Source organism: Paenibacillus hamazuiensis (assembly GCF_023276405.1).
Taxonomy (GTDB): Bacteria; Bacillota; Bacilli; order Paenibacillales; family NBRC-103111; genus Paenibacillus_AF; species Paenibacillus_AF hamazuiensis.
This window is the reverse complement of record NZ_JALRMO010000001.1, coordinates 1,993,993-2,020,230: the sequence shown is the minus strand read 5'-3', so window position 1 is coordinate 2,020,230 and position 26,238 is coordinate 1,993,993. Positions and strand designations below refer to the sequence as shown.

Annotated in this window: 26 protein-coding genes; 3 read left to right on the top strand and 23 right to left on the bottom strand. The window is 53.8% G+C overall.

Annotated elements, in window-relative coordinates:
- Positions 1-239: 239 nt before the first annotated feature.
- From MYS68_RS08830 to MYS68_RS08790, 9 genes are all read right to left on the bottom strand, one after another.
- The gene (locus MYS68_RS08830) at positions 240-902 is read right to left on the bottom strand and encodes a DnaD domain protein (protein WP_248925481.1); all 663 of its coding nucleotides are present in this window, start codon (positions 900-902) and stop codon (positions 240-242) included.
- Positions 903-931: 29 nt separating this feature from the next.
- Positions 932-2,227 carry an asparagine--tRNA ligase gene (gene asnS, locus MYS68_RS08825; RefSeq protein ID WP_248925480.1) on the bottom strand — a complete coding sequence of 432 codons (1,296 nt, stop codon included), beginning with the start codon at positions 2,225-2,227 and terminating at the stop codon, positions 932-934.
- A 48-nt stretch (positions 2,228-2,275) separates the two neighbouring features.
- Positions 2,276-3,481, bottom strand: coding sequence for an acetate/propionate family kinase (locus MYS68_RS08820; protein WP_248925479.1), 1,206 nt, complete (start codon positions 3,479-3,481; stop codon positions 2,276-2,278).
- Positions 3,478-4,353: a 3-hydroxyacyl-CoA dehydrogenase family protein gene (locus MYS68_RS08815; protein WP_248925478.1), complete on the bottom strand. Its 876-nt coding sequence runs from the start codon at positions 4,351-4,353 to the stop codon at positions 3,478-3,480. Before MYS68_RS08815 ends, MYS68_RS08820 begins: the two co-directional genes overlap by 4 nt.
- Before the next feature lie 198 nt (positions 4,354-4,551).
- Entirely contained in the window at positions 4,552-6,054 is a 1,503-nt protein-coding gene (locus MYS68_RS08810; protein WP_248925477.1) for an AAA family ATPase, read from the bottom strand.
- The gene (locus MYS68_RS08805; RefSeq protein ID WP_248925476.1) at positions 6,047-6,580 is read right to left on the bottom strand and encodes a hypothetical protein; all 534 of its coding nucleotides are present in this window, start codon (positions 6,578-6,580) and stop codon (positions 6,047-6,049) included. The genes MYS68_RS08810 and MYS68_RS08805 overlap by 8 nt, the downstream gene beginning before the upstream one ends.
- 437 nt (positions 6,581-7,017) lie before the next feature.
- Complete coding sequence (locus tag MYS68_RS08800; protein ID WP_248925475.1) at positions 7,018-8,001, bottom strand: metallophosphoesterase family protein; 984 nt, start codon at positions 7,999-8,001, stop codon at positions 7,018-7,020.
- 25 nt (positions 8,002-8,026) lie between these two features.
- Entirely contained in the window at positions 8,027-8,518 is a 492-nt protein-coding gene (locus MYS68_RS08795; RefSeq protein ID WP_248925474.1) for a cell wall elongation regulator TseB-like domain-containing protein, read from the bottom strand.
- A 13-nt stretch (positions 8,519-8,531) separates the two neighbouring features.
- Complete coding sequence (locus MYS68_RS08790; protein WP_248930854.1) at positions 8,532-9,827, bottom strand: amidohydrolase; 1,296 nt, start codon at positions 9,825-9,827, stop codon at positions 8,532-8,534.
- 237 nt (positions 9,828-10,064) lie between these two features.
- Between MYS68_RS08790 and MYS68_RS08785 the strand changes: the two genes are divergently transcribed.
- Together MYS68_RS08785 and MYS68_RS08780 are read left to right on the top strand one after the other, a co-directional pair.
- A complete protein-coding gene (locus MYS68_RS08785) occupies positions 10,065-10,685 on the top strand; it encodes a DUF47 domain-containing protein (RefSeq protein ID WP_248925473.1) in 621 nt (206 codons plus the stop codon).
- Between the two features lie 24 nt (positions 10,686-10,709).
- Positions 10,710-11,711, top strand: a complete 1,002-nt coding sequence (locus tag MYS68_RS08780; protein WP_248925472.1) for an inorganic phosphate transporter — start codon at positions 10,710-10,712, stop codon at positions 11,709-11,711.
- A 363-nt stretch (positions 11,712-12,074) separates the two neighbouring features.
- Here the strand turns inward: MYS68_RS08780 and MYS68_RS08775 are convergent, their stop codons facing one another.
- The 14 genes from MYS68_RS08775 to MYS68_RS08710 form a co-directional block, all read right to left on the bottom strand.
- Entirely contained in the window at positions 12,075-12,698 is a 624-nt protein-coding gene (locus MYS68_RS08775) for a redox-sensing transcriptional repressor Rex (RefSeq protein WP_248925471.1), read from the bottom strand.
- Positions 12,695-15,547: an ATP-dependent DNA helicase DinG gene (dinG, locus tag MYS68_RS08770; RefSeq protein ID WP_248925470.1), complete on the bottom strand. Its 2,853-nt coding sequence runs from the start codon at positions 15,545-15,547 to the stop codon at positions 12,695-12,697. Before dinG ends, MYS68_RS08775 begins: the two co-directional genes overlap by 4 nt.
- 76 nt (positions 15,548-15,623) lie before the next feature.
- Entirely contained in the window at positions 15,624-16,247 is a 624-nt protein-coding gene (locus MYS68_RS08765) for a tetratricopeptide repeat protein (RefSeq protein ID WP_248925469.1), read from the bottom strand.
- A 62-nt stretch (positions 16,248-16,309) separates the two neighbouring features.
- A complete protein-coding gene (gene panD, locus MYS68_RS08760; protein WP_248925468.1) occupies positions 16,310-16,693 on the bottom strand; it encodes an aspartate 1-decarboxylase in 384 nt (127 codons plus the stop codon).
- Positions 16,686-17,558 (bottom strand): pantoate--beta-alanine ligase, encoded by an 873-nt coding sequence (gene panC / locus MYS68_RS08755; protein ID WP_248925467.1) that lies wholly within the window; start codon positions 17,556-17,558, stop codon positions 16,686-16,688. Before panC ends, panD begins: the two co-directional genes overlap by 8 nt.
- A 14-nt stretch (positions 17,559-17,572) precedes the next feature.
- A complete protein-coding gene (gene panB, locus MYS68_RS08750; RefSeq protein ID WP_248925466.1) occupies positions 17,573-18,430 on the bottom strand; it encodes a 3-methyl-2-oxobutanoate hydroxymethyltransferase in 858 nt (285 codons plus the stop codon).
- A 312-nt stretch (positions 18,431-18,742) separates the two neighbouring features.
- Positions 18,743-19,711 carry a biotin--[acetyl-CoA-carboxylase] ligase gene (locus MYS68_RS08745; RefSeq protein WP_248925465.1) on the bottom strand — a complete coding sequence of 323 codons (969 nt, stop codon included), beginning with the start codon at positions 19,709-19,711 and terminating at the stop codon, positions 18,743-18,745.
- Positions 19,704-21,020 carry a CCA tRNA nucleotidyltransferase gene (locus tag MYS68_RS08740; RefSeq protein ID WP_248925464.1) on the bottom strand — a complete coding sequence of 439 codons (1,317 nt, stop codon included), beginning with the start codon at positions 21,018-21,020 and terminating at the stop codon, positions 19,704-19,706. The genes MYS68_RS08745 and MYS68_RS08740 overlap by 8 nt, the downstream gene beginning before the upstream one ends.
- Positions 21,021-21,024: 4 nt before the next feature.
- Positions 21,025-22,197, bottom strand: a complete 1,173-nt coding sequence (bshA, locus tag MYS68_RS08735; RefSeq protein WP_248925463.1) for an N-acetyl-alpha-D-glucosaminyl L-malate synthase BshA — start codon at positions 22,195-22,197, stop codon at positions 21,025-21,027.
- Between the two features lie 53 nt (positions 22,198-22,250).
- Positions 22,251-22,943 carry a bacillithiol biosynthesis deacetylase BshB1 gene (gene bshB1 / locus MYS68_RS08730; protein WP_248925462.1) on the bottom strand — a complete coding sequence of 231 codons (693 nt, stop codon included), beginning with the start codon at positions 22,941-22,943 and terminating at the stop codon, positions 22,251-22,253.
- Positions 22,943-23,362 (bottom strand): methylglyoxal synthase, encoded by a 420-nt coding sequence (gene mgsA, locus MYS68_RS08725; protein ID WP_248925461.1) that lies wholly within the window; start codon positions 23,360-23,362, stop codon positions 22,943-22,945. Before mgsA ends, bshB1 begins: the two co-directional genes overlap by 1 nt.
- Before the next feature lie 71 nt (positions 23,363-23,433).
- Complete coding sequence (dapB, locus tag MYS68_RS08720) at positions 23,434-24,237, bottom strand: 4-hydroxy-tetrahydrodipicolinate reductase (protein ID WP_248925460.1); 804 nt, start codon at positions 24,235-24,237, stop codon at positions 23,434-23,436.
- A gap of 15 nt (positions 24,238-24,252) precedes the next feature.
- The gene (locus MYS68_RS08715; protein WP_248925459.1) at positions 24,253-24,789 is read right to left on the bottom strand and encodes a tetratricopeptide repeat protein; all 537 of its coding nucleotides are present in this window, start codon (positions 24,787-24,789) and stop codon (positions 24,253-24,255) included.
- Positions 24,790-24,841: 52 nt separating this feature from the next.
- The gene (locus MYS68_RS08710) at positions 24,842-25,180 is read right to left on the bottom strand and encodes a nucleotide pyrophosphohydrolase (protein WP_248925458.1); all 339 of its coding nucleotides are present in this window, start codon (positions 25,178-25,180) and stop codon (positions 24,842-24,844) included.
- Between the two features lie 188 nt (positions 25,181-25,368).
- On the opposite strand from MYS68_RS08710, the gene MYS68_RS08705 reads away from it, so the two are divergent.
- Positions 25,369-26,238: a YitT family protein gene (locus tag MYS68_RS08705; RefSeq protein ID WP_248925457.1), complete on the top strand. Its 870-nt coding sequence runs from the start codon at positions 25,369-25,371 to the stop codon at positions 26,236-26,238.

Sequence of the window (26,238 nt, the reverse complement as noted above, 5' to 3'; positions counted from 1 at the left end):
TTATTGTTGCTTGTAATAAATCCTATGCCGGACACGCTGCACTTTTGGCGCGATGCCTGGGGAGGAGGTTCGTGCCTCGTGCCCGCGGATGGCTGCCGTGGTTTTTGCTGACGCAAACACCTATGGCTGCCCCGCTCCACTTTATTTGGCGCGATAAGAGTGGTTGCTGCCTCAAACCCTGCTCACAAAAAACGACCCTCTCTCCTTTCGGCGAGTAGGGTCGTTTAAGGCGCAACGCCTTATTTCGTGCGAAACTTCTGCGCATATTCTTTGGCCTGCTTGACGTTAGCAACGCGGTTGCGGCTCCAGTCGAGCAAAATGCGGTCGATGTATTTGAAATGCACCTTGCCGGCAAATACCGCCTCCTTCAGAGCGGCTAAAATCAGCTCTTCCTTATACCGGTCTTTGTCCAGCCAGGTGGTGATTGTCTCCATTTCCATCGGCGTCAGCGGGCGGCCGAACTCGTTTTCGAAAATCGTGAATACGTTGCTTCCCTCGTCCTGCAAAAGGGAAGCCGCCGTCTCCGCCTGCCGCTTCCGGTAATCGTCTGCCCAGCAGGCCGCCATTTTTTCGTAAAGCGGGGTAAAATTGTAGCGCTCGAACTGAACGCCGGTCTGGGCGTCGACATCCTGATCGATCGTAATAAAGCCGCCTTTCAGCAGCCTTTGCAGGCTGGCAATTACCGACTCCTGCCCGACCGACATGCGCGCCTGAATATCCTCAAGCGTCGGAAACTCCGCTTTTTCCTTTTCCCCGAACGCCATCACATGGATCAGCAGCATCGCGTCGGTTTCGGTCAGCTTGAGCCGCGCATACGTTTTAAGAAGCAAATAAGGGATCTGAACGGATCCCTCTCGAATGCCGGCGAGGAAGCCGGCCATGACCGATTGTTGTTCTTTCATCCGACCATCCTCTCTCCTTGCCTGTTAGGTTACGGATACAAGCGATACAGCAGCCGCGGGAACGGAATCGTCTCTCTGACGTGGTCGAGGCCGCATATCCACGCGACCGTCCGTTCCAAACCGAGCCCGAAGCCGGAATGCGGCACTGTACCGTATTTGCGCAAATCCAGGTACCATTGGTACGCTTCCTTGGATAGCTCGTGTTCCTGGAACCGCTGTTCCATCAATTGCGGATCGTCGATCCGCTGACTGCCGCCGATGATTTCCCCATAACCTTCCGGGGCGATCATATCCGCACACAGAACGACCTCCGGCCGTTCGGGGTCCGGCTTCATGTAGAAAGCCTTGATCTCCGTCGGATATTTTGTGATGAATACCGGCTTGTCGAACTGCTCGGCGATCGCCGTCTCGTGCGGTGCTCCGAAGTCTTCGCCCCAGGTGAACTCCATCCCCCGCTTTTGCAAAAACTGTACGGCCTCGTCGTACGAAATTCGCGGGAATGGCGCCTGCACCTTTTCCAGCCTGGTCGTATCGCGTTCGAGCACCTTCAGCTCCTTTTCGCAATGCTGCAGCACCGACTGGACGATATGGGCGACAAATTGCTCCTGGATCTTCAGATTTTCCTCATGGTCGACAAACGCCATCTCCGGCTCGATCATCCAAAATTCGATCAAATGCCGGCGTGTTTTCGATTTTTCCGCTCGGAACGTAGGACCGAACGAATAAACGCGACCGAGCGCCATTGCCGCAGCTTCCATATACAGCTGGCCGCTTTGCGTCAGAAAGGCGTCTTCATCGAAATATTTCGTATGAAACAGGTTAGTCGTTCCTTCACAGGAAGACGGCGTTAGAATAGGAGGATCGACCAGGTGGAAGCCCCGCTCGTCGAAAAATTGCTGGATCGCGCGAATGATCTGCGCTCTTATGACGAGAATCGCCCGCTGCCGCGGACTGCGCAGCCATAGATGGCGGTGGTCCATCAGGAAATCGACGCCGTGCTCCTTCGGAGTGATCGGATATTCTTCCGTGATTTGGATGATTTCGATTGCCGTGACGGTCAGCTCATAGCCGCTTTGACTCCGCTCATCTTCGCGGACCGAACCGGTCACATAAAGCGAGCTTTCCTGGGTCAGCTTTGAAGCGGCTTCCCATACGTCGGCTCCCACTTCGCTTTTGACGACAACCGCCTGAATGAACCCGGAACCGTCACGCAGCTGCAGGAACTGGATTTTTCCGCTGGAACGTTTATTGTACAGCCAGCAGCCGATCGTAACCGCGCCGCCTACGTGATTTTTGACATCGCGAATCATACATTTTTCAGACATACGGCAACCTCCTGCATCGCTGATCTACGTCATTTCCATCATTATACACTAATTCTCCCGGACAATTAAGGCGTGGGTATCTCGGGCGATGACGAGCTCCTCGTTCGTCGGGATGACGAGCACCGCGACCTTCGAAGAAGGCGTCGATATGGCCCGTTCTTGGCCGGAATGATGTTCGTTAAGCACATCGTCGATCTCCACTCCGAAAAACGTCAAACCGTCGCAAACCGCCTTGCGCAGCCGGGCGGAATTTTCTCCGACGCCGGCCGTGAAAACGAGGACATCGAGCCCGTTCATCGCCGCGGCATACGAGCCGATATATTTGCGCAGCCGGTAAGCGTACATGTCAAAAGCGAGCGCGGCGTTTTTGTCGCCATCCTTCATCGCCTGCACGATTTCCCTCATATCGCTGGAACCGCCGGAAATGGCGAGCAGCCCGCTGTGCTTGTTGAGCATCGAATTGACTTCGCCGAGCGTCAAATCCTCCTTGGCCATCGTATAAGGTACGATCGCCGGATCGATGTCGCCGCTGCGCGTCCCCATCATCAGCCCTTCCAGCGGCGTCATCCCCATGCTCGTGTCAAACGATTTGCCGCCCAGCACTGCCGTACAGCTTGCCCCGTTTCCGATATGGCAGGTAATCATTTTCAGCTCCTCGATCGGCTTGCCCAGAAATGCTGCAGCGCGTTTGCTCACGTAATCGTGCGATGTGCCGTGGAACCCGTACCGGCGTATTTTATGTTTCCGGTAGAGCACCATCGGAATCGGATACAAATAAGCTACCGGCGGCATCGTCTGATGAAAAGCCGTATCAAACACGACCGTCTGCGGCGTATCCGGCATGTTCGCTTCCACCGCCTGAATCCCGAGCATGTGCGCGGGGTTATGGAGCGGCGCCAGATCGAACAGCTGTTTGATTTCCCGCTTTACCTCGTCGGTGACGAGAACCGACTCTTTGAAGCTCTCCCCCCCGTGTACGACACGATGCCCCACCGCATCGATCTCCCCGATCGACCCGAGCACGCCGTACACCGGATGCACCAGCGAATCAAGCACTTTGCGGATCGCCGTCGTATGCTCCAAAATTTCGCTGACCTCGCGGTATTCCTGCTTGCCCGTCGGCTCGCAGCTCAATATCGCCGTCTCCATGCCGATGCGCTCGACTTTGCCTTTGGCAAGCACCGATTCGTCCCGCATATCGTATAGCTGAAACTTGACGGAGGAGCTGCCTGCGTTGATAACAAGAATTTTCATGATATCCGGTCACCGTCCTTATTGTAGCGGAAAAAGCCTTGTCCTGTCTTGACGCCAAGCTGCCCTGCCCGGACCATCTGCTTTAATACCGGTGCCGGCCGGTATTTGATATCGCCGAATTCGCGGAACAGACGTTCCATCGCGGCCAGCACCGAATCAAGCCCGAACCGGTCGATCATTTCGAGCGGCCCGTAATGAAAATCGTAGCCGATGCGCATCGCCGTGTCGATATCTTCAGCCGTCGCCACCCGCTCCGACAAAACGTGCAGCGCTTCGTTGATGAGCGTGCAGATGAGCCGCGTCGTCACGTAACCCGGCGACTCGTACACCTGGATGCCGTGCTTTTGAATCGTCTCGGTAACAAAACGCTTCGTTTCCTCGAATGTCTGATCCGACGTTTTCAAGCCGCGGATGATTTCCACCAGATCGATTTTCCACACAGGATGAAGAAAATGAAGACCGATCACTCGCTCCGGCCGGTTTGTAACGGCCGCCAACTCAGTCAAACTGAGGGTGGACGTGTTGCTGGCAATGATGACATCCGGCGGGCAAATTGCATCGAGCTGCCGGAACAGCTCCATTTTCTGCTCCAAATCTTCGCTGATCGTTTCGATCACCATATCGCACAGCGACACGTCGCCCAGAAATGTAACCTTATGTATGCGGGACAAAATCAGCTTTTTCTCCGCCGCGGTAATCGCCCATTTTTCCATCTGCTTGTCCAGATTATTTTCGATCATTTCCCAAGCGGCATCCAGCTTTTCGATTGTCCGCTCGGTTAAAAATACTTCGAGACCTTTCGCAGCCAGCATTTCGGCAATGCCTTGCCCCATCGTGCCCGCTCCGAGCACGCCGATTTTTTTAAATGTCATAAGTCCGTTACACCGCCTTTTAACAATGACAAAATAAACAAGTTTAAGCGAATATATCTTTTATTTTACACGATAAAACCCGATTTGACTGTTAATCATATCATACCCTTATATGGCGCACAAACGACTTTTTTGTGGCTTAAAATCATTTTTCCATGCATGCAAAAAATCCAGCCCCTCCACAGGGACTGGATCGAATCATGCAGGCTGCGGCAGCTCCGAACCCGCGAGAAGCTCGCGAAATTGTTCGCCGGACAATACTTCCTCGTGAATCAGGATGTCGAGCGACTGCGTGAACACCGAACGGTGCTGTTCCAGCACCTTGCGGGTTTCCTCGGTCAACTGCTCCAGAATAGCCGCATTTTCCTTCATCAGTTCTTCTTTCGTCACCATTTGCCGGTCGATGATGCCGAGATTCGTTAATCCGCAATCCATCATCGTGTGTACGAGATTAAGCGCCTGCTCGAAATCGTTGCGGGAGCCGGTGCTCCGGCCGCCGTAAAACATTTCCTCGGCCACGGCCCCCCCGAGAGCGATCATGATCTGCTGCTGCAAATGCTCCTTCGTGTACAGATATTGATCCTGCTGCGGGTTATGACGCACATAACCGAGCGCCTTGCCCCGCGGGCTCAACGCGACCTGAGATACCGACCCGGGACGTACGATTTCGGCTACGATCGCATGGCCCAGTTCGTGCAGCGCCACACGGTCGCGTTCTTCCTTCGTCGATTCGCGGTCGGTTCGCTCGCCCATCATCACTTTGTCGACGGCGAGCGACAGGTGGCGCTGCTCGATGCTTTCCAGATCATCGCGCATCGCATAAATCGCCGCCTCGTTCATGACGCTCTCCAGCTGGGCACCGGAGAAGCCGAACGTTTCTTCCGCCACCGTCTCCAGGCTGACGCCTTCGGCGAGCGGTTTATTTTTCGCATGGATGTTCAAAATATGCAGACGCCCTTTTTTATCAGGCAGATCCACCTCGATATGGCGGTCGAAACGGCCCGGCCGCAGCAGTGCGCTGTCCAGCATCTCCTTGCGGTTGGTTGCCGCCATGATGAGAATGCGAGGGCTTTCCGCCGTATGAATTCCGTCCATCTCGGTGAGCAATTGGTTGAGCGTCTGATCGTATTCGCGATGCTGTCCGCCATCCCGCTTGCCGCCAATAACGTCGATTTCGTCGATGAAGACGATCGCACTGTCTTTGTTTTCTTTGGAGGCGCGGTTTCGCGCTTCCTTGAACAAGTCGCGGATGCGGCTTGCACCGACGCCGACGTACATCTCGACAAACTCACTTCCGGATGCCGCCATAAAAACCGAATTCGTGTAATGCGCCGCGGCTTTGGCCATCAGCGTTTTCCCCGTGCCCGGAGGACCGGTCAGCAAAATCCCTTTGAGCGGACGTATGCCCAGCTTCTGAATCTCCTCGTAGCGGATCAGAAAGTCCAGAGCTTCGCGCAGCTCTTTTTTAGCCCGGTCCTGGCCGCCGATTTCATCGAACGTCAGAAACGCCGGCGTGCGCACTTTGCCGCGGCGTTCGCCGCCCATTCCCATATTTCCGCCGCGCATACGAGTCATGTAAAAAAGAGAAGCTAACAATACCGTCATGAAAATAACCGGGATGATATTCACCCCGATGAACAGCAAAAACAACAAAACGACTGGAATCGTACCTATCAATATTTCTTTACCGTACTTACTCATTTGGCCACACTCCGATCTTCGCAGGCGTGCGCGGCAAAATGACGAATTTGCTTTGATCACCGTCCGTCAGTCTGATATATACATTTTTCTCGTCCATTTCGCTCGACACTTGCAGCCCGTTCATATTTTTCGCGTGCTCCTGCAGCGTTTTGGGAATTTGCGCGTACTGCTTCGTTTCCATCGCCTGCGCGACGTCGAACAGCACGCTGGACCACCATTGATCCAGCTTCGGCGTCGAATTGCCGGTCACGCGGAATTCCACATCTTTCTGGCCGATGATGGAAGCGCCGTCCGTCGTGATTTTGTGAACAATTTCACGAAGATTTGCATCAGGACGGAGCTTCAGTTCGATAACCGCCTTGCTGCCGGACAGATCCATATTGGCGCTTTCTACACCGGGAGCGGATGTCACGATAGCATTCAGCGGGTTTTCCATTGCCATGCTGCGGTATGCGTAATACCCTCCGAACAGCAGGCTCGCACTTAAAAAGACGCTTATAAAGACAGGTAAGAGACGTAACCTCATAGCTAACGTCCCCCTTTCTGATATCATATTTTGTATACTCCGAGTATATCATATGATATAGCAATTGGGCTAATGTAATGTGTACCATCTGCCGATGCCCCCCCTAAATCCCCCTCTAGGGGGACCCCATGCTTTCGAAGCTGGCTTTGCTTCGCAAAGCCCTCAAGGCGCTTTGGCGCCCTGGACCCGCCCGCAGCACGGGAGTGCTCGCTTCTGGTTCGCGTTTGTCCGGCATGGATTTTTTGCTTTCAGGCAAAAAATCCAATGCCGGACACGCTTTACGTTTGGCGTGATCCTTTGGAGAGTTCATTCGTGCCTCGGGCCCGCGATTGGCGTCATGGATTGGTGCAGGTGCACCGAATCTTCTGCCGCCCCGCTTTACAACTTCGATACCCGAAAAGACAAACAAAAACAAACAAACCGGACCTGAGGTCCGGTTAGCGTTCGAAGCTATCGATTTGGTTGTTGTTAATATCGTATACGCTGAATTGCGTTTTGTCGGGCATGACGTCGACGATCATATAATGGTACACCGGCTTGGGGCCGACAACGACGTTTTTCTTGTCCTTGACGGCGGTATACAGCGGGGCGCCGGCGCCGCCGATCGTCAGCTGCGGCACTTTGTTGCGGAATGCCGCATAAAAGGAAGAATCGACTTCGCGCCGGCTGTAGTTATGTTCGTGGCCGACAAAAACGGCGCTGACGTTGTATTTGTCCAAAATCGCCCATAACGCGTCACGTTCGCCGGGATTCGCGTCCAGCGAATTGCCGAAATGGCTGCTGCCCGGATACGCCGGAATATGGAAGGAAACGAAAATGTGTTTCTTATCGCCTGTCTGCAGCAGCTTCTCCAGCCAATCGCGCTGCGCGCCGTCGACGATAAATTTCCTTTTCGCATCCTGCCGATTGGAATTAAGCACGATAAAGCGGGAGTCGCCGTGATCGAAATAGTATACGGTTCTCCCGTAGCCGGCAAGCTGGTCGCTTGGCAAGTAATCGAACTGCTTGCTGAACACTTTTTCGTCATAATCATGATTTCCTAACGCCGGATAGACGACATTCAATGGAAAATAATCGCTGACAATCCGTTTCCATTCCGTCAGTTCGCTGTTCACCGAGCTGCCTCTAACCTGATCGCCGGTAAACAGAAGGAAAGCCGGCTGCGGGGACAGCTCCTTCACCTTGCCGAGCAGCTTGCGCAGCGTCGCTTCCGCGATTGCGTCGCCGGATCCGCGGCTGTCCCCCATCACGACAAAACGAAACGTCGAAGAATCGGTTGGGGAAGATTGGGGGGATGAGGGAGCAGGCGAAGTTCCCGAAGCCCCGGCTTCGTCTGCCGGACCCGTACCCGGCACGCCGGCACATGCGGTTAATACGATGATGAAAAATATGATGGCCGTCACAGCAACAAAATTGCGCATCCGCATCCTCCCCAGTTCCGTCCGGCTATTGCAGGCTTAGCTTGTACGTATCTATCAGCGTGCCGTCCTTGAAATCGTAGTAATCGTAAAAATATTTCCAGCCTTGCTCACTTTCATATTTGTAGAAGGCTTCCCAAACAAGCCTGTCCCCAAGCTTGCCCGGAGTGGTGCGAAGAACGGTGCTGTCCGGGTTTTTCGCAAGCACCGCCTCCTTCACCTGGTCTGCAGTTACTCCGTCGGACGCCATTTCGGTAATCACTTCGTCATCGCTAACCCAGACAATGATCGGCTGGCCGATTTTGTCTTCCCCATGGATGATCGTATACTGCTTGTTTCCAATAAACCGCTCCACCTTGACAGGCTTTACCAAAATCGTTTTTTCATATGCGACCTTGACGGCCTGGCGCTGCACGCTCCATTCGCTTTCTTCGACGGAAGCGAGAAACTTAAAACCGAAAAATACGATCGCGGCCACAACCACACTCAGCCCGATTAAAATTTTATAACGAAGTTTCATGGCCGTTAGCCCCTTACGATGTCAGCCTTTCAAAGCATTTTTGCGCTTCATGCAAAATGCGCTCTTCATCGAGAGTCAAGCATTCGCCGCCGCGTACAACCCACCGGCCGTCGATGCAAACGTCAACCACGTCTTTAGCCGAAGCCGCATAGACGATATGGGATACGTAGTTCGTTTTCGGATAAAAATGCGACTGATCGATATCGACGGCGATAAAATCCGCTTTCATGCCCGGAGCGAGAATTCCCACATCCTCAAGCCAAATCGATTTGGCGCCTTCCGAAGTACCCATCTTGAAAGCTTCCGCGGCGGGCACAGCAACCGGGTCTCCGGACACCCCTTTATGGATAAGTGCGGCGAGACGCATTTCCTCGAACATGTCCAGGTTATTGTTGCTGGCCGAGCTGTCCGTGCCCAAGGAAACGAGTACACCCGCTTGGCGCAGGTCCGTCACGCGAGCGATTCCGCTTGCCAGTTTCAGGTTGCTGCCGGGATTATGCGAGACGCGAACATCGTAACGTTTCAAGATCGCAATCTCTTCGTCGGTCAAATGAACCCCGTGTGCGACAAGCGTCGGTCTGGAAAATACGCCGAGTTTTTCGAGATGTGCGACCGGACGCAGTCCGTATTGCTGCTCATTGTCAAGCACTTCCCGCAACGATTCCGACATATGCGTATGAATCGGCAGATTCAATTCGTGTGCAACCTGGACGATCCGCTCGATATAGTCCGGCGGACACGTATACGGCGCGTGCGGCGACATCATCGTCGTAATGCGGCCGTTCGCTTTGCCGTTCCAGTCTTTGGCGAATTGCGTCGCTTCCTTCAGCTTCGCGTCCTGTACCTCCGGCGGACACAGCCCGATGACGCCGCGGGTCAGCACGGCCCTCATGCCGGACTGCTCCACCGCCTGCGCCACCTCGTTCATATGGTCGTACATATCGACAAATGTCGTCGTACCGCCCTTGACCATTTCCAAAATGGACAGCAGCGTGCCGTATTTGACATCATGTGCGGTAAACTTTCCCTCGATCGGCCACATTTTTTCCTGCAGCCATACTTGAAGCGCCATATCGTCCCCGTACCCGCGCAGCAGCGACATCGCCGCATGACAGTGCGTGTTGACAAGGCCGGGCATATACAGCTTGCCTTTCCCGTCAATCACTTCATTGTAGCCTTCCAACGATGGAGGAGCCTGTTCCCCGATCGCCGTGATGCGGTTATCTTCGAGCTCCATATAACCGGAGATAACCGGCTTGTCTTCGTTCATTGTAACAAATAATCCGTTGGTGATCAGCGTTTTAGCCATAAAGGTCAAAATCCCTTCTTCCATATATGTAGAAAAACTCCCTTTTCAATGTACCTTTTCCACCGCATAAAATCAAGAAAGTCGATGTTCCAAGCCTCATAAAGCGGCACACATGAACATAATTTGAAAGGGGCAAACTAGGATTGCTTTTCGGGGATCGGGTATGGTATTTTTAATTTTGTGTAAATTTCTGCACGGTTCTACATAGTTTTCACATTATGAACGGGGGGTTAACCAGTGCTTTTTGCCAAAAAGAATGATACCGATTTCCTGCTGCTTCTCATCAAATCAGCGGAAAACACGCTGGAGGGGGCGCAAATGTTCCGTAACGCCATGATGGGGGACAAGCCGCCGGCGAGCTTTTATCCCGAGCTGAAAGACCTGGAGCATAGGGGAGACCAGATAACGCATCAAATCTTCAAAGGCTTGAACAAGACGTTTATTACTCCGCTTGACCGCGAGGATATTCTCGAGCTCGCCTCCAAATTGGACGACGTGATGGACGGAATTGAAGCGACGATCGCCCGTTTCGATTATATGAACGTACAAAAAACCGACAAGTTTATGAAAGATTTCTCCGCCGTCATCGTCCAGTCGTGCCAACACATTTTGGACGCTTTCAAGCTGCTTGCCCGCAAAAAGTACATGCAGCTCACCGAGCATACGGTGCAAATCAACAGTCTTGAAAACGAAGGCGATACGCTTATGAGGGAAGGCATCAGGCAAATTTTCCTCCACCCGACAGACCCTTATCACGATTTTAAGCTGAAAGAGATATACGAGCGTCTGGAACAAACAACCGACGCGTGCGAGGATGTCGCGAACATCTTGGAGAGTGTCGTGCTCCGCTATTCTTAAGGGTTGTTAGATCAGGAGGAAACCATGCTTACCCTACTTGTATTTATTGTCATACTGGCGCTGCTCTTCGATTTCATCAACGGGTTTCACGATACGGCGAATGCCATTGCAACGTCGATTTCCACCCGCGCCTTATCGCCGAGAGTCGCGGTGTTCGGAGCGGCCATCCTTAACTTCGTCGGCGCTGTATTTTCCTCGGAGGTCGCCAAGACGGTCGGCGGGAAAATTGCGAACCCGGCCAATATTCCGAACGGTATGCCAATCGTTATTGCAGCCCTGCTCGCTGCGATTATTTGGAACCTGTTGACATGGTATTTCGGAATTCCTTCATCCTCCTCACACACGTTGATCGGATCTCTGGCAGGCGCCGTCATCGCCGGCGCCGGAGTCGATTTCGTCAATTGGAAGGGATTTATTGAAATCATCGAAATATTGATTTTGTCTCCGATTGTCGCGTTCGGTACCGGCTTCGTCATCATGTGGATCATCAAGCTGCTTATCATCAGCGGAGGCAACAGCTCCCGCTCCAAGCTGAACAGGGTGTTCCGCACGCTGCAAATTTTTTCAGCGGGCCTCCTGTCCTTCTCGCACGGCGGCAATGACGCGCAAAAGGCGATGGGCGTCATCGTATTCGCGCTGGTCGCCACCGGCGTCCAGCAAGATCTGCAGGTCCCCTTATGGGTTAAACTGCTTGCTGCTACGGCTATGGGGCTTGGAACGTCGATCGGCGGATGGCGGATCATCAATACGGTGAGCAAAAAGCTGATCAAGATCGAACCGATCAACGGCTTCGCTTCGGATTTGAACTCGTCGATCGTTATCCAAACGTCCACCGCCATGGGCATGCCATTGTCCACCACACACGTCATTTCCTCATCGATCATCGGCACAGGAAGCGTCATGAGGTTTTACGACGTCAAATGGTCGGTCGTAACAAAAATGGTAATGACCTGGGTCATTACCATTCCGATCAGCATCGTGCTGTCCTATATCATATATAAAATCATCTTCGGCTTGTTCTATTAGAACAAGCCTTTTTCGTATTGACATGATCGATACATGGGCATAGTACAGCGTGTCGGCCATAGGTTTTGCGCCAGCAAAACCATGGCAAACATACGCGGGCACGAGGCACGCATCCGCTCCCAAATCATCGCTCCCAAAGTAAAGCGTGCCCGATATAGGATTTTTGAGTGAAGCCCAAAATCCATGTCGGGCAGACGCGAACTAGAAGCGAGCATGAGCTCCCGGAGGGCGGGTCCAGGGCGCCCGAGCGCCTTAAGGGCTTTGCGGAGCAAAGCCAGCTACGGAAGCCTGGGGTCCCCCTAGAGGGGGATTTAGGGGGTGCCCTTTGATTTTAGGGGGTGCCTTTGATTTATGGAGTGATTTTCATTTGTCCAAATAATACGCCAAACTTTGCAGTTCCGCCGTGAGATCCGCATGATGGACCCGTACCGTACTCGGAACTTTAATAATCACCGGAGCAAAGTTCAGTATCGCCTCAACCCCGGCTTCGACGAACTGATTGGCGACATTTTGCGCCTCCGGGGCCGGCACCGTGATGATGCCGATCCGCACGTGCAGCCGTTTAATCGTCTCGGAAAGCTCCTGCATCGGCTGCACAAACAAATTGTTGATCTGCTCCCCGACCTTGGCCTGATGCGCATCAAACACAGCGACGATTTTCATGTTATCCTTTAAATAAACGTTATAATTGCAAAGCGCCCGTCCCAGGTTGCCCGCACCGACCAGAGCTACGGAAATAAGCTTGTCCAGCTTCAAAATTTGCCGTATTTTTTCAATCAAATAATCGACGTCGTAACCGATCCCCTTTTTCCCGAACTCCCCGAAATAGGCGAGATCTTTGCGGATCTGCGCCGGGTTCAGGTCAAGCTTGTGCCCCAGATCCTGCGAGGAAACGGTATGCACGTTTTTCATGCTGAGCTCGTTCAAAAAACGTAAATATATCGGAAGCCGCCGGACGACGGCTTCGGAAATTTTCGGCGTTTTCATTGTTCATGCTCTCCCATCCATTGCTTAATCCGCGAAACGAGCTGGGTCGTCGGCATATGCTCGATTTTCGGTCCCGGCAGCGAGTACAGAAAGTAACGGCCGTAATTCGTATCGATCACTCTCGTGTCATAAATGACCACAATGCCTTTGTCACCCGCAGTCCTAACCAATCGGCCGAACCCTTGCTTGAACCGGATCACCGCCTGGGGCACCGAAAGCTTCATAAACGGATTTAAGTTCTGCTTTTTCAAAAACTCCGTTTTCGCCTCGACGAGCGGGTGATTCGGGGGCTGGAACGGAAGCCGAACGATCGCAAGGCAGGTGAGCGCTTCTCCCGGAATATCCACGCCTTCCCAGAAGCTGCTCGTGCCGAGCAGCACGCATGCCGGGTGGCTTTGGAACATCCGCGTCAGCTTGCTGCGATTGCTGCTGTCGACGCCTTGACCGAGCACCTGAATGCCATGCGCGGTCAGCCGATCCTTAAGGCCCGGGTGCGTCGCCTTCAGCATCCGGTTGGACGTGAACAACACGAGCATGCGCCCGTTGGTCTCCACCGCGATGTCGGAGAGCGAATCGACAAGCTTTTCCACGAAAACGGCCTCGCTGCCCATCCCCTTGAGGCTTGGGAAATCCCGCGGAATGACGACTAACGCCTGCTGCCGGTAATTAAAAGGCGATGGCAGCATGACCGTTTTCAGCTTCCCTCCGTTATCTTCGGTTCCGAGTCCAAGCTGCTCGCACGTATATTGAAACGACTTGTCTACCGACAGCGTAGCGGAGGTCATTACGACGCTTTCCTTCGCGTCGAAGAAATATTCCTTCAGCATCGGACTTACGTCCATCGGTACGCTGAACAGCTGAAGCGATTTTGCCTTCATTGTCGGGCTCGCCTCCAGCCAGTACACGTACGTATCGTCGGTCATATTCATAAAGAAATGCAGCGCATCCTTGTGGCGCGTAAGCTCTTTGCCGCTGCCACCAAGGTCCGTTACTACACTCTGCACCTCATATTCCTCCTGAACCTCTTTCAGCTCGCTTAACATCTTGTCGAGCTTCTTCGATACATCGTTCAGATTCAAATAAAGGTTGCTTTCGATGCCCTGCAGCGTCGGCCAAATCGAAGGAAGTTTTTCCTTCTTCATCCGCAGTACCGGCTGACCCATCTCGCTTTGCGACGGGTCGCTGCCTGCGGCAAGCAGTTGATACAGCTGCTCGGTCAGCAAATCCCAATCTTCCTTAATCTGCACAAGCTTGGGGACAATTTGGTCGATCGTCATTACCCAGCCGGCCGCAAGCTCGCCCTCGTGTTTTTGCAAACGCTGGCGCAGGTGTGACAGCTGTCCGCTGCGGCTATCTTTATACAGCCATTGCAGCGTATTGACCAATTGGAAATAATGCAGTTCGATGCCGAGATGTTTGCTCGCCACCTCTTCGAAATGATGGGCCTCATCGATAACAAGATGCTTGTACGCCGGCAAAATGCGGTTTTCCGCCTTCATATCGGTGAACAGCAGCGAATGGTTCGTAATGATGACATCCGCATTGTTCGACGCATACCTGGCCCGATGGTAGAAGCACTTGCGAAACCACGGGCAGTTGCGGTTCAGGCAGGAATCGGCATCGCTCGCCACCGTATGCCAAAACTGCGGACCTTTGCTGCCGAAATGAAGCTCCTCTTCGTCACCGGTGGCGGTTTCCCCGAGCCAAACGAGCATTTGTCCGGCCGTGACGCGGTCTTCTTTGGCGTTTTCAAAATCGAGTGCATTCATTTTATGTTCGAATTTGCGCAGGCACAAATAATGGCTTCTGCCTTTAAGCACAGCAGCCCGGAAAGGTACGGGAAATATATCATGAAGCAGCGGTACGTCCCGTTCCTTAAGCTGTTCCTGCAAATTGATCGTATGCGTGCTGACGACGACTTTTTTGTCCTGCTTCATGCCATAATAAAGGGCGGGAATCAAGTAACCGAGCGATTTCCCCGTTCCGGTGCCGGCTTCGATGAGCAGATGCTGTTTGCCCTGCAGTGCAGCTTCGACCTCCTGCTGCATCTTCACCTGCGCTTCCCGGTCTTCGTACATTTCGAATCGCACCTGCAAATTTCGTTTTACTTGTGCGTAAAACTCGGAAAATTGATCGGGTATCGCAGCGACGTCGCTTTCCTCGCGGACGAACTCGTCCTGATCCCAGTCATCAACCGCCAGTGCAAATTGGCGAAAAAATTTGCCGGTTTCCGGTTCGGCGGCAGGCTGCAGCTCTCTGAAGGTGCGAATTTCTTCCAAAAACCAGCCCAAATCGGTTGCATGCGCCTCGAAGAGCGCGCACATCCGCTGCAGCGTCAGCAGAGGAAGCTCGAGCAGCCTCTCGATGCATTTGAGCCAGAGCAGCGCCGTCACCTCGGCATCGCTGTCCGCTTGATGCGGGCGCTCGTGCTCTATGCCGAAAGCCTGGCAAGCAAGCGACAGCTGCAGGCTTGACATGCCGGGAAACAGCATCCGCAGCAAATCCATCGTATCGAGCACACGGCCGTCAAACGGAAAATAGCCGTTTTCGTCCAGCGCTTTTTGCAAAAAAGACAAGTCAAAACCGACATTATGGCCGACCAGCACCGCATCCGTAAGCAGCGGAACCATCTCGCCGATGACCTGCTCCATACGCGGGGCGTGCTGGACCATTTCGTCCGTAATGCCGGTTAAGCTTGTAATAGAAGAAGGTATACCGATTCCTGGATTTACCAGGGAAGTATACCTGTCCGTAATTTGAAATTGATTTATGATGACAAGGCCGACCTGAATGATTTCGTCATTCGACTGGCTTCCCGTCGTTTCGAAGTCCAGAACCGCGAATTTCATTGCTTCCCGTGTCAATCCCTTCTTAAGCTCTTCCTCTAAGCATACCAAAAAGAGGGGACTTATGGGAATAGAAAGTTTAGTCAAACATAAATTCGAGCGTACCCTTATGTTCGTAACATAATCCCATATTCAGTAATGGCTCAATGCTGGCAGGGTCGGTTTTATAAGCTTTGCGAAAATATTCGCACGCTTTGTCGAGATTATGATTTTGCACTTGAATACAGCCCATGGCGTTATAGGAGATAGCTTTCATTTTGGCGTTTTCGGCAATATGTGTGAGAAATTGAAAATGTCGGTAAGCTTCCGCCAAATCCCCTTTACGCAGATGGCTCATAGCCAAATAGACGCGGGCGAGCAAAAAATCGGGCTGTCCGCTTACAATGCTTTCAAACTCCCGGATCGCTTCGTCATACATAAGCAGCTTGTAATAGCCCTGTCCTCTTTGAAACGGAAGCGAATGTTTTCCGGAAAGCTCCGGATCGGATGCATGTATATAAGCTTCGTGCTTGGCGCGCTCCTGTACATACTTCCCCATTTTTTCTTCAAAAAGCAGCCACTGTTCGATGAACGTGTCACTCATGCCGCGCAAAATGCGCAGTTTTTCGTCCATCTCCGCTTTTTTCGCAGGGGGTGCCGCCGCATAACCGGCTATAATTTCATCAAGCACTTCGTTCATTGACGCAAAAAGTTGAATTATCATACGCGCATCCCACCTTACCGAAGGTTATCTTCATTGTTTGCTTGGATGCGCTATTTCATGCGTCACAAAATCGTGGAATGGATCTCTTCTTTGAGCAAACTGACGACTTTGTTGTTCTCCCCCATAATCGCGATCGTCGGCTTGTACCGGCGGGCTTCTTCGTCCGTCATGACCGCATAGGAGATGATGATCACCGTATCTCCCGGCTGAACGAGTCGCGCCGCAGCGCCGTTCAGGCAGACGACGCCGGAGCCGCGCGGCCCGGGAATGATATAGGTCTCGAAGCGTGCGCCGTTGTTATTGTTAACGATTTGCACTTTCTCGTTGGGGAGCATGTCGACCTGGTCAAGCAAATCCTCGTCGATCGTAATGCTGCCGACATAGTTCAAATTCGCCTCAGTAACGGTGGCGCGATGGATTTTCGATTTCAGCATCGTTCTAAACATGCGAATTCCCCATTTCTATGATCAAATTATCGATCAGCCGCGTTTTGCCGAATTTTACGGCTAGTGCAATAATGACGGACGGCGGCATTTGTCCCGGCTGGACAGGTGCAAGCTCCGGATAAGAGAGCAGCTCGACATAGTCGATGTCGGCCAGTTGTGCCGTACGAATATGCTCCTCCACCCGCCGCCTGACCTCATCCGGCGATGCGCTCCTTTCCCGGATGAGGGCTTCCGCCAGCCGCAGCGACTGGGACAGTACCAGCGCCTGCTTTCGCTCTTCCGGGCTTAAATATACGTTGCGCGAGCTCATCGCAAGCCCGTCTTCCTCCCTGAGCGTCGGGCATGGCACGATCGTCACGTTCATGTTGAGATCGTCGACCATCCGGCGAATGACCGCCACTTGCTGCGCGTCCTTCATGCCGAAAAAAGCTTTGTCCGGCTGTACGATGTTGAACAGTTTGGTGACGACCGTCGCAACGCCGTCAAAATGTCCGGGACGGGACGCTCCGCACAGCCGCTCCGTTACTTCGGCGACGCTGACGGTCGTCTTGATCGGACGCGGATACATTTCCGACGTTTCCGGCAAAAAGACGATGTCGGCGCCGGCCGCTTCCGCCATCTTCAGATCGCGCTCGTGATCGCGCGGATATTTTTCAAAATCCTCGTTGGGACCGAATTGCAGCGGATTGACAAAGATGCTCATGACGACGATATCCGTCTCTTTTTTCGCCGCCGCAAGTAAGCTCAGATGACCTTCGTGCAAATATCCCATCGTGGGAACAAATCCGACGGTGCCGTCGCCTTTTTCTTTTCTAAGCCGGCGAATTTCCTCTTTCAACTGCGAAATGCGCTTGATTGCTTGCATCGCTAATAACCCCTTTATTTAGAAGGCACGCTGCCGTATAAAGGCTGCAATTCCTCCTGCTCGATATGAAAAGCATGCTCTTTCGTCGGGAAGCTTCGTTCCTTGACTTCGCGGATATATTCGGAAATGCCGCTGCGGATTATATCTCCGACATTGGCATACGTTTTTACAAATTTTTTCGGCACGATGTCCGCCGCATAGCCAAGCAGATCGTGAAAAACGAGCACCTGCCCGTCCGTGGCCGGTCCCGCTCCGATGCCAATCGTCGGGATGGCCAGCTTATCGGTAATCAGCTCGGCGATCTCGTCCGTCACCAGCTCCAGCACGATGGAAAAAGCGCCCGCCTGCTCAAGCGCCTTGGCATCCTCCAGCAGCTTCTGCGCCTGCTTGGAGCTTTTCCCCTGCACGCGGTAGCCGCCGATCTGATTGATCGACTGCGGCGTAAGGCCGACGTGGGCCATGACCGGAATGCCGGCCCGCACCAAACCTTGGACGGCCTCCGCAATCTCCGCTCCGCCTTCCATTTTCACCGCATTGGCCAGACCCTCCTGCATGATTCTCGCCGCGTGCTTCAGCGTAACGTCCAGGCTTCCGTGGTAAGTGGCAAATGGCATATCGGTCACAATAAACGTGTTCGTTGCGCCGCGGGTGACAGCCCGCGTATGATACACCATGTCGTCAATCGTTACCGGTACGGTCGATTCATAACCGAGCACGACGTTGCCGAGCGAGTCGCCGACCAAAATCGCGTCAACTCCCGCCTCCTCGGCCAGACGCGCCGACGGGTAATCGTAGGCTGTAACAACGGTAATCGGGACGCGATCCTGCTTCATTTTTTTGAACCGGGTCAATGTGAGAGCTTTTTTCTCCATATCGGTTTCCCCTTTCGCCGGAGGATTTCCCCCGTTAGTATGCGCCCGAGCAGCCCGTTATGAACCGATAAAAGCAAAAAAACCTTTTAGCCCGCAGCTAAAAGGTCCATTCGTCAAAAAGAATCTCATGATTCTTCTGTCTCGGTCCGTTCGGCTCAGAGCAGAATCCACATAGAACAACATTGCAGCTGATTCAGTTGTGCAGTATTGCAGAAATGACGCATGCGGAGTACGGTTCCGCGAAAGATACCGTCTCGTTAACGCCATTATAACAGACTTCAGGGAAAAGGAACAGTCTCTTTTTTCCATAAATTAGCGAAGTTCGACATCACCGGAGTAAACTTTGACACGTTCGCCGCTTGCAACCCGCACCGTTAATGCACCGCTGTCGTCAATCGACTCGGCGACCCCTTCGACATAGCCGTTCGGCATCTGACAGCGAACCGTCCGGTGCAGCGATACCGAGAGCGCCTCCCACATCATTCGGACAGGGGCAAAACCTTGCTCATGAAACAGCGAATACAGCACCTCGAATTCATGCAAAAAAGCGGCAATCAGAGCGGCCCGGTCAACCGGACGGCCCGACTCGATAAACAGCGATGTCGCCTTATCCTGCAGCTCCTCGGGATAGTCGTCCGGCTCCAGATTGGCGCTAATGCCGATACCCGCCACGATATACTTCAGCCTTTCGTCCTCGGCTTTCGATTCGAGCAATATACCGGATATTTTTTTGCCGTTTGCCAGCAAATCGTTCGGCCATTTGATGCCGGCGTCGACATTGGTGGCACCCCGGATCGCCCGACACAACGCCACCGCGGCAAGAAGAGTGAGCTGCGGCGTAAAATGCAGCGGTACCCGCGGGCGCAGCAACAGGCTCATCCAGATGCCCTTTCCTTTGGGCGAATGCCAGCCGCGGCCCATCCGGCCGCGGCCGGCCGTTTGCCGCTCGGCGATGACGAGCGTTCCCTCCTCCGCGCCCTCTTCCGCGAGCCGGTGCAGCACGTTTTGTGTAGAATCGGCTTCGTCGATATAACGAATTGTGCGGCCCATCGCTTTCGTTGACAAGCTGGCGCTTAAACGGCCTACATCCAGCCTGTCCGGCTTGGCGATGAGCCGGTAGCCTTTGCGTGACACCGCTTCAAACCGGTAGCCTTGCTGGCGTAAAGCTTCGATATGCTTCCAAATCGCGGTGCGGCTGCAGTTCAGTTTTTCGCTGAGCTGCTCGCCGGAAAGGAATTCGTTCGGATGCCGCTCGAACAGCTCGATAATTTTTTCATTCATAGGAATTCGGACTCCGTTTAGGTTCATCTACATTTTCTTTGCAAAGGGTATAAGCTTTATCCAGCAGAACCTGCTTGTCGTTAGCCAAAGCTCCGGTAGCTGTCAAAGTTAGCAGCCGGTGAAGCAGCTCGCCGACCCACGGACCCGGACGCTGCTGCAAATGCTGAGTCAGCTCCGTTCCGGTGATCGCCAGGTCGCTCATCCGCACCGTCGGCATCTCTTCGATCCACGCCGCCCCGCCGGCGGCGAACGCTTCCCTCGCTTGCACGATGACATCGTCGGGCAGTTCGAGGCCAACTCCCGGATCGAGCCGATAAATCGCGGCGAGATCCTCCATACAGCTGATGCCATACTGCAGTGTCGTCCGTTTCCACAGATCGCCCAGCGCATTCAGGGCGCCGCCCGCGCTTCGCACCGCTTCCTGCATTTTGCGGTCCGCGGCGACCCGCTGCGCGATCTGCTCCAGCTTCGTCTTTGCGAACGTCAGCGTCCGCAGCGACTCCTTCACCGCTTCCGCCTCCGCGGCGAGCGCGATAAACAGATACCCCCAGCGCTGCAGGGGGTTCACTAGCACGTGCAGCGGCTTCCATCGCTTCACGGCTTCGGCTTCGAGCGGCATGCCGACGTCAGCCTTCAGCTGCCGCAGCACGCCGCTCTCCGCGAGCAGAAGGAGCGCCCGGTTCGGGTGCGCTCCTTCGATCATCCGCTCGAGCTCCGCCCGCACCCGCTCGAGCGCAATATGCCCCAGCAGCGGTGCCAGCTCAAGCAGCGCCTGCCACGTCCGCGGTTCGACAGCGAGCTCGTATTCGGCCGCGAACCGCAAGCAGCGCAGCATGCGCAGCGCATCCTCGCCGAAGCGCTCTTTCGGCTCGCCGACGCAGCGAAGCAGCTTTTGCGCGATGTCCCGCCGCCCGCCGAACGGGTCGGTCAGCCCGCCGTCCGCATCCATGGCCATCGCATTCATTGTGAAGTCGCGGCGCAGCAGATCTTCCTGCAAATCGCCGACAAATTCGACCTCCGCCGGCCGGCGAAACTCTATGTAATCCGCTTCCTTGCGGAACGTCGTCACTTCGTAAGGCGTTTTGCCGATCATCACGGTGACCGTTCCATGCTGCAGCCCGGTGGGCACCGTTCGCTCGAACAGCGCCTGAACCTGCTCCGGCAGCGCCGATGTGGCGATGTCGATGTCTTTGATCGGCCGGCCCATCACCGTATCGCGCACATAACCGCCGACCATATAGGCCAAATAGCCATGCTCCGCCAGTTTCTGCAGAATGTGCCGGGCCCCTTGCTCCAGTTGCTTTTGCATGCGTTTACCCCAAACAGGTCAGTTTATTCGTCAAATCTTCCGGAAGCTCGCGTTCAAGCACCCGGTAATAAATTTCCTCATATTGGGCCATGATCCGCTCGTTGCAAAACGTCGTACGCGCCCGGTGCAAGCACGCTTTTTTCACCGTCTCATACAGCTTCTCGTCGTTCAGCAGCAGCTTCACATAAGCGGCCATCTTCTCCGTGTCGCCGATATCGGCCAAAAACCCGGTTTCCCCGTGGGTAATGAGCTCCGGAATACCGCCGGCATTCGACGCGATCGTCGGCACGCCGCAGGCCATCGCTTCCAATGCGACAAGGCCGAAGCTTTCTTTTTCCGACGGCAGAAGCATCACATCGGCCAGCGACAGCAATTGCGCGACATCGTCCTGCTTCCCGCAAAACGTCACTTTGTCGAGCAATCCGAGCTCCTTGACCTTGCAGTGCACCTTCGACAGCTCCGGCCCTTCGCCGACGAAAAGCAGCCGTGAAGGAATATCCTTGCTTACGAGCGAGAACGTTTCGACTACGTCCAGCACTCTTTTGACTGGGCGGAAGTTGGAGATATGGATCAAAATCTTTTCATGCGGGTGCGCGAACTCCCGGCGCAGCTTCTCGACATCCCGCGGATAATACACCCGCTTGTCGACAAAATTGTATGCGAGATCGATAGGCTTCTCGATCGCCAGCAATTCGCGAGTTTCCCTGATCAAATCTTCGGAAACGGCTGTTACGGCGTCGCTCTGGTTGATCGCGTAACGAATCAGGTCTTTCAGCGATTCGTCATGCGCCAGCACCGTAATATCCGTTCCGTGCAGCGTCGTGACCACCTTCAGCTGGCTGCCGACCATTTGGCGCGCAATCAGTGCGCATACCGCATGGGGGATCGCATAATGCACATGAAGCAGGTCCAGCCCTTCGAGCTGTGCCACTTGCGCCAGCTTGCTGGCGAGCGACAAATCGTAAGGAGGATATTTGAACACGTAATAGTCGTTCACTTCGACTTCGTGGTAGAAAATATTCTTATGAAACTTGCCGAGCCGAAAAGGCATGCTGTGCGTAATAAAATGAACCTCGTGTCCCTTCTCCGCCAGCAGCTTGCCCAGCTCCGTCGCGACGACGCCGGAACCGCCCAATGTCGGGTAACACGTGATGCCGATTTTCAACCTGCCGTTCATGAGTCTCCCTCCGTTTCCGTGCAAATCTTCACCATAATGTATTCAGAGCCTTTTTAAAATAGGTTTACCAAATAAGGAAGCTTGGTTACGAATCCTTCCGCATAATCGACCATCCGTTTTTGGCCGAGCATCCGGTCGCGCGCCTCCACACGCTCCAAATAACCTTGGTTGAGCGGCGTTTTCACCGTATCCGCCCCTGCCGTTTCGAACTGCGAGCGGTACGCTCGCAGAGCAGCCATTTTATCCTCGTGGCATGACGTCACATCGACGAGCAAATCGGATTCATACGTATCGTTGATGAAATAAAAATATAACTGCTCCACCGTATGTGCCGGTTCCTCCGGCATATATTTGCGCAGCTTCGCATTGAATACAGCCTCCTCGACAAGGCGGCTGCAGGCGATGTGGTCGGGATGCCGGTCCTGCCAATAAGGCGCAAAAACGATGGCCGGCTTCAGCTTGCGGATTTCCGCAACGATAGCGTCAATTTGTTCCCGCCCGCCGACAAGCCCACGATCGGGAAGTTCCAGGTTCGATCGATAACTTAATCCGAGGATTCGTGCGGCATCGGCCGCCTCATGCTTGCGCGTCTCCACCGTGCCGTTCGACGACATTTCGGCCCGTGTCAAATCGCAAATGCCGATGCGGCGTCCGGCAAGCGAATGCTTGCGGATCGTTCCGCCCATGCCGATCTCGGCATCGTCCGGGTGAGCGCCAAACACCAAAATATCAAGCTGAGCCGCCATTATTCGATCACACCCGGTTTATATTTATGTACGAGCTCCCGCCACGCGAAATCGCCGCGATCGAGCGCTTTCACTAAAATTTCCGCCGTGGCGATATTGGTCGCCACCGGAACTCCCTGCACGTCGCATAAGCGAAGCAGCGCGCTGATGTCCGGTTCGTGCGGCTGCGCCATCAGCGGATCGCGCAAAAAGATTATCAAATCCATGTCGTCGGTCGCCACCATCGCTCCAATCTGCTGGTCGCCGCCCAAAGGGCCGGACATAAACCTGTGAACCTGAAGCGAGGTGTTTTCCATTATCCGCGTGCCCGTCGTCCCGGTCGCATAAAGCGTATGATGCTGAAACACCGGTTCGTATGCCGTGACGAAGTTGACCATCTCTTCTTTTTTACGGTCGTGTGCAATTAATGCGATGTTCATCGAGAGACCCTCCTGTATACAAGAAGGACAAAGAGCGGCGCACGAAAAGCCCGTTCTTTGCCCCTTGCTCATTAATCGATAAAATGCTCGAAGCCGTATGTAATGCCGGTCAGGCTCATCACCTTTTTGACGGCTATGTTGACTCCAGGCATGTACCCCGCGCGTTCGTAGGAATCGTGGCGGATTTTGAGCGTTTGCCCGTGTCCGCCGAAAACCACTTCCTGCTGTGCGAATACGCCGGGCAATCTCACGCTATGTATGCGAAAGCCGTTATAATAACCCCCGCGCGCCCCTTCGATCGTCTCTTCCTCTTTCGGGTTGCCCTGGCGAAGCTCGGGACGGTTTTGCGCGATCAGCTCCGCGGTCTTGATCGAAGTTCCCGACGGAGCGTCGAGCTTTTGATCTCCATGATACTCGATAATTTCCACATGCGGCATATATTTTGCGGCCTGAGCTGCAAATTTCATCATCAAGATGGCTCCGATCGAAAAATTCGGGGCAATGATGCCGCCGATGCCTTGTTCCTTGCACAGCTTGTCCAAGTTTTCGACATCCTCCGGAGTAAAACCCGTTGCTCCGATGACCGGACGAACTTTATGTTTGATCGCCAGTTTGGCGTTGGAAATGACGGATTGCGGCGTCGTAAAATCAACGATCACATCCGGCTTCGCTTCGACCAAAGCGAGCTCCAGATCGGTTTTCACCGCGACGCCGCAATTGTCCAGGCCAGCCAGTCGGCCCGCGTCGATCCCTTCGGAGGATCGACCGACGGCAGCGACGAGCTGCAGCTCGGGATCGCCCAGCACCATTTTGACCACTTCCCGGCCCATTCTTCCGCTAGCGCCGGCAACGGCAACTTTGATTGGTTCAGTCATGATATCAGTTCCTTTCTACTTGCTGCGGGGCTTTGCCGAGCCGCCTATATATAGTTGAAATTTCGATTCGAATTCGGAAAGCAGCTGCCCCGCCCCCTGATGCTGCGGATCCAGCTTGAGCGCTTCTTTCACCGCCTGAATGGCAGGGCCGTAATCCTCGGTCCGGGCGTAAGCCAACGCAAGCAGCAGGAAGGCTTCCAGTGCAAGCGGATCAAGCGCGACCGCTTGCTTCAGCATCGCGATGGCCATGTAGATTTGACCGCCCGGCTGCGAAAAATATTTCTCAGCTTTCTGAAGCAGCTCTTTAGCCTGCAGGTTTTGGAAATGGGAGCGGTAATATTCGTCCTCCGGCTCCAGCCGACGGGCCATGTCCGCATGCTCTAACGCCTTGGCCAGCTTGTTGCTTCTTGCGCACGTAATCGACAGCTTGTAATGGTAATTTGCATTTCCCGGCTCCAGCTCGATGGCCCGTTCGAACCATTCGATCGCCTTCTCAAAATCCCCCGCCAAAATCGACTCGTACGCTTTTTGAATCGCCCGCTTTCCGTCCATTCCGGCGCCATCCTCCTTTCGCAAAAAAGGGTGATGGTACAGCATATGAACTTCAGTTCGAATCGGTGTTTATTTTCGTCCAACGGTTCGCGTCGCGGGTGTTGAACTTGTGCATCACTTTCTCATGGGCTTCCGTTAAATCGATGCCCAGCGAATTGGCGAAGCAGATCGTAATAAATAAAATATCTCCCAGCTCCAGCTCGATCGAGCTGTCGGCTTCATCTTTCTTTTTCGGCTTCGGTCCAAACTGGTGATTCACTTCTCTCGCGAGCTCTCCGACTTCCTCGGACATCCTCGCAAGCATCGCCAGCGGGCTGAAATACCCTTCCTTAAACTGCGATATGTACCCGTCGACTTCCTGCTGCAAACTCTTCAGGGAGCGTTCCGCCATATAACCACCTGCCTTCCCTAAGTTCCCGAAACAGGCTGTTCGTTCATCATAGAAAACAGCCATATTAACATGTTAACGCAAAGCAGCGGTAATGACAAATTTTTTTTGAAAAAAGAAAAAACAGGTATAATGATCCGCGGGCGGATTCATCATACCTGAGAGAGCGCCTAAATTTCCAGGAGGACCTTATGGAACCCCGCCAAAACACCGCCATCATAAAATCGATCATCCCCATCGTGCTCGGAACGGCGATCTACGCGTTCGGACTTCATTATTTTGTGATTTCGAACGAATTGATGGAAGGGGGGATTACGGGCATCGCTCTGCTGCTGCACTACGTGCTGAACATTCCTCCTTCCTACAGTACGCTAGCCATCAATATCCCGCTGTTTTATATAGGATGGAGAGTGTTCGGCAGACAGTCGATGCTGTATACCGTCGTCGGCACCGTTTCGCTTTCCGTCTTCCTTTGGATCATGGAGCTTGTCATTGCCCGGGGCTGGATAGTGCCGTTTCACAGCCGCCAAGATTACTTTCTCGTTACCGCTTATGCCGGGGTCACGCTCGGGATCGGACTTGGCATCGTGTTCCGTTATGGCGGAACGACCGGAGGATCGGACATTATTGCACGCATCGGCCAAAAATATAAAGGCTGGAGCATGGGCCAAATGATATTGCTGTTCGACCTGACGGTCATCGGAACATCGCTGCTGTTCATCCCGAAGGAAAAAGTGCTTTATACGTTTGTCGCCGTGTTCATCTCTTCCAAGACGATCGACGTTATCATCGAAGGAGCTTATTCCGCCAAAGCGTTCACGGTCATTACCGATCATGCCGAGGCTTTAACGTCAGCGATTATGCGGGACATGGATCGCGGCGCCACGCTGATTCCGGCGGTAGGCGCCTATTCCGGCAAAACGAAGCACGTCGTCTACTGCGTCGTGTACCGGTACGAAATGAAACATCTGAAGGATCTCGTACACCGCGTCGACCCGGCCGCCTTCATTATTATCAACGAAGTCCACGACGTCGTCGGAGAAGGTTTCCGAACCGTATGA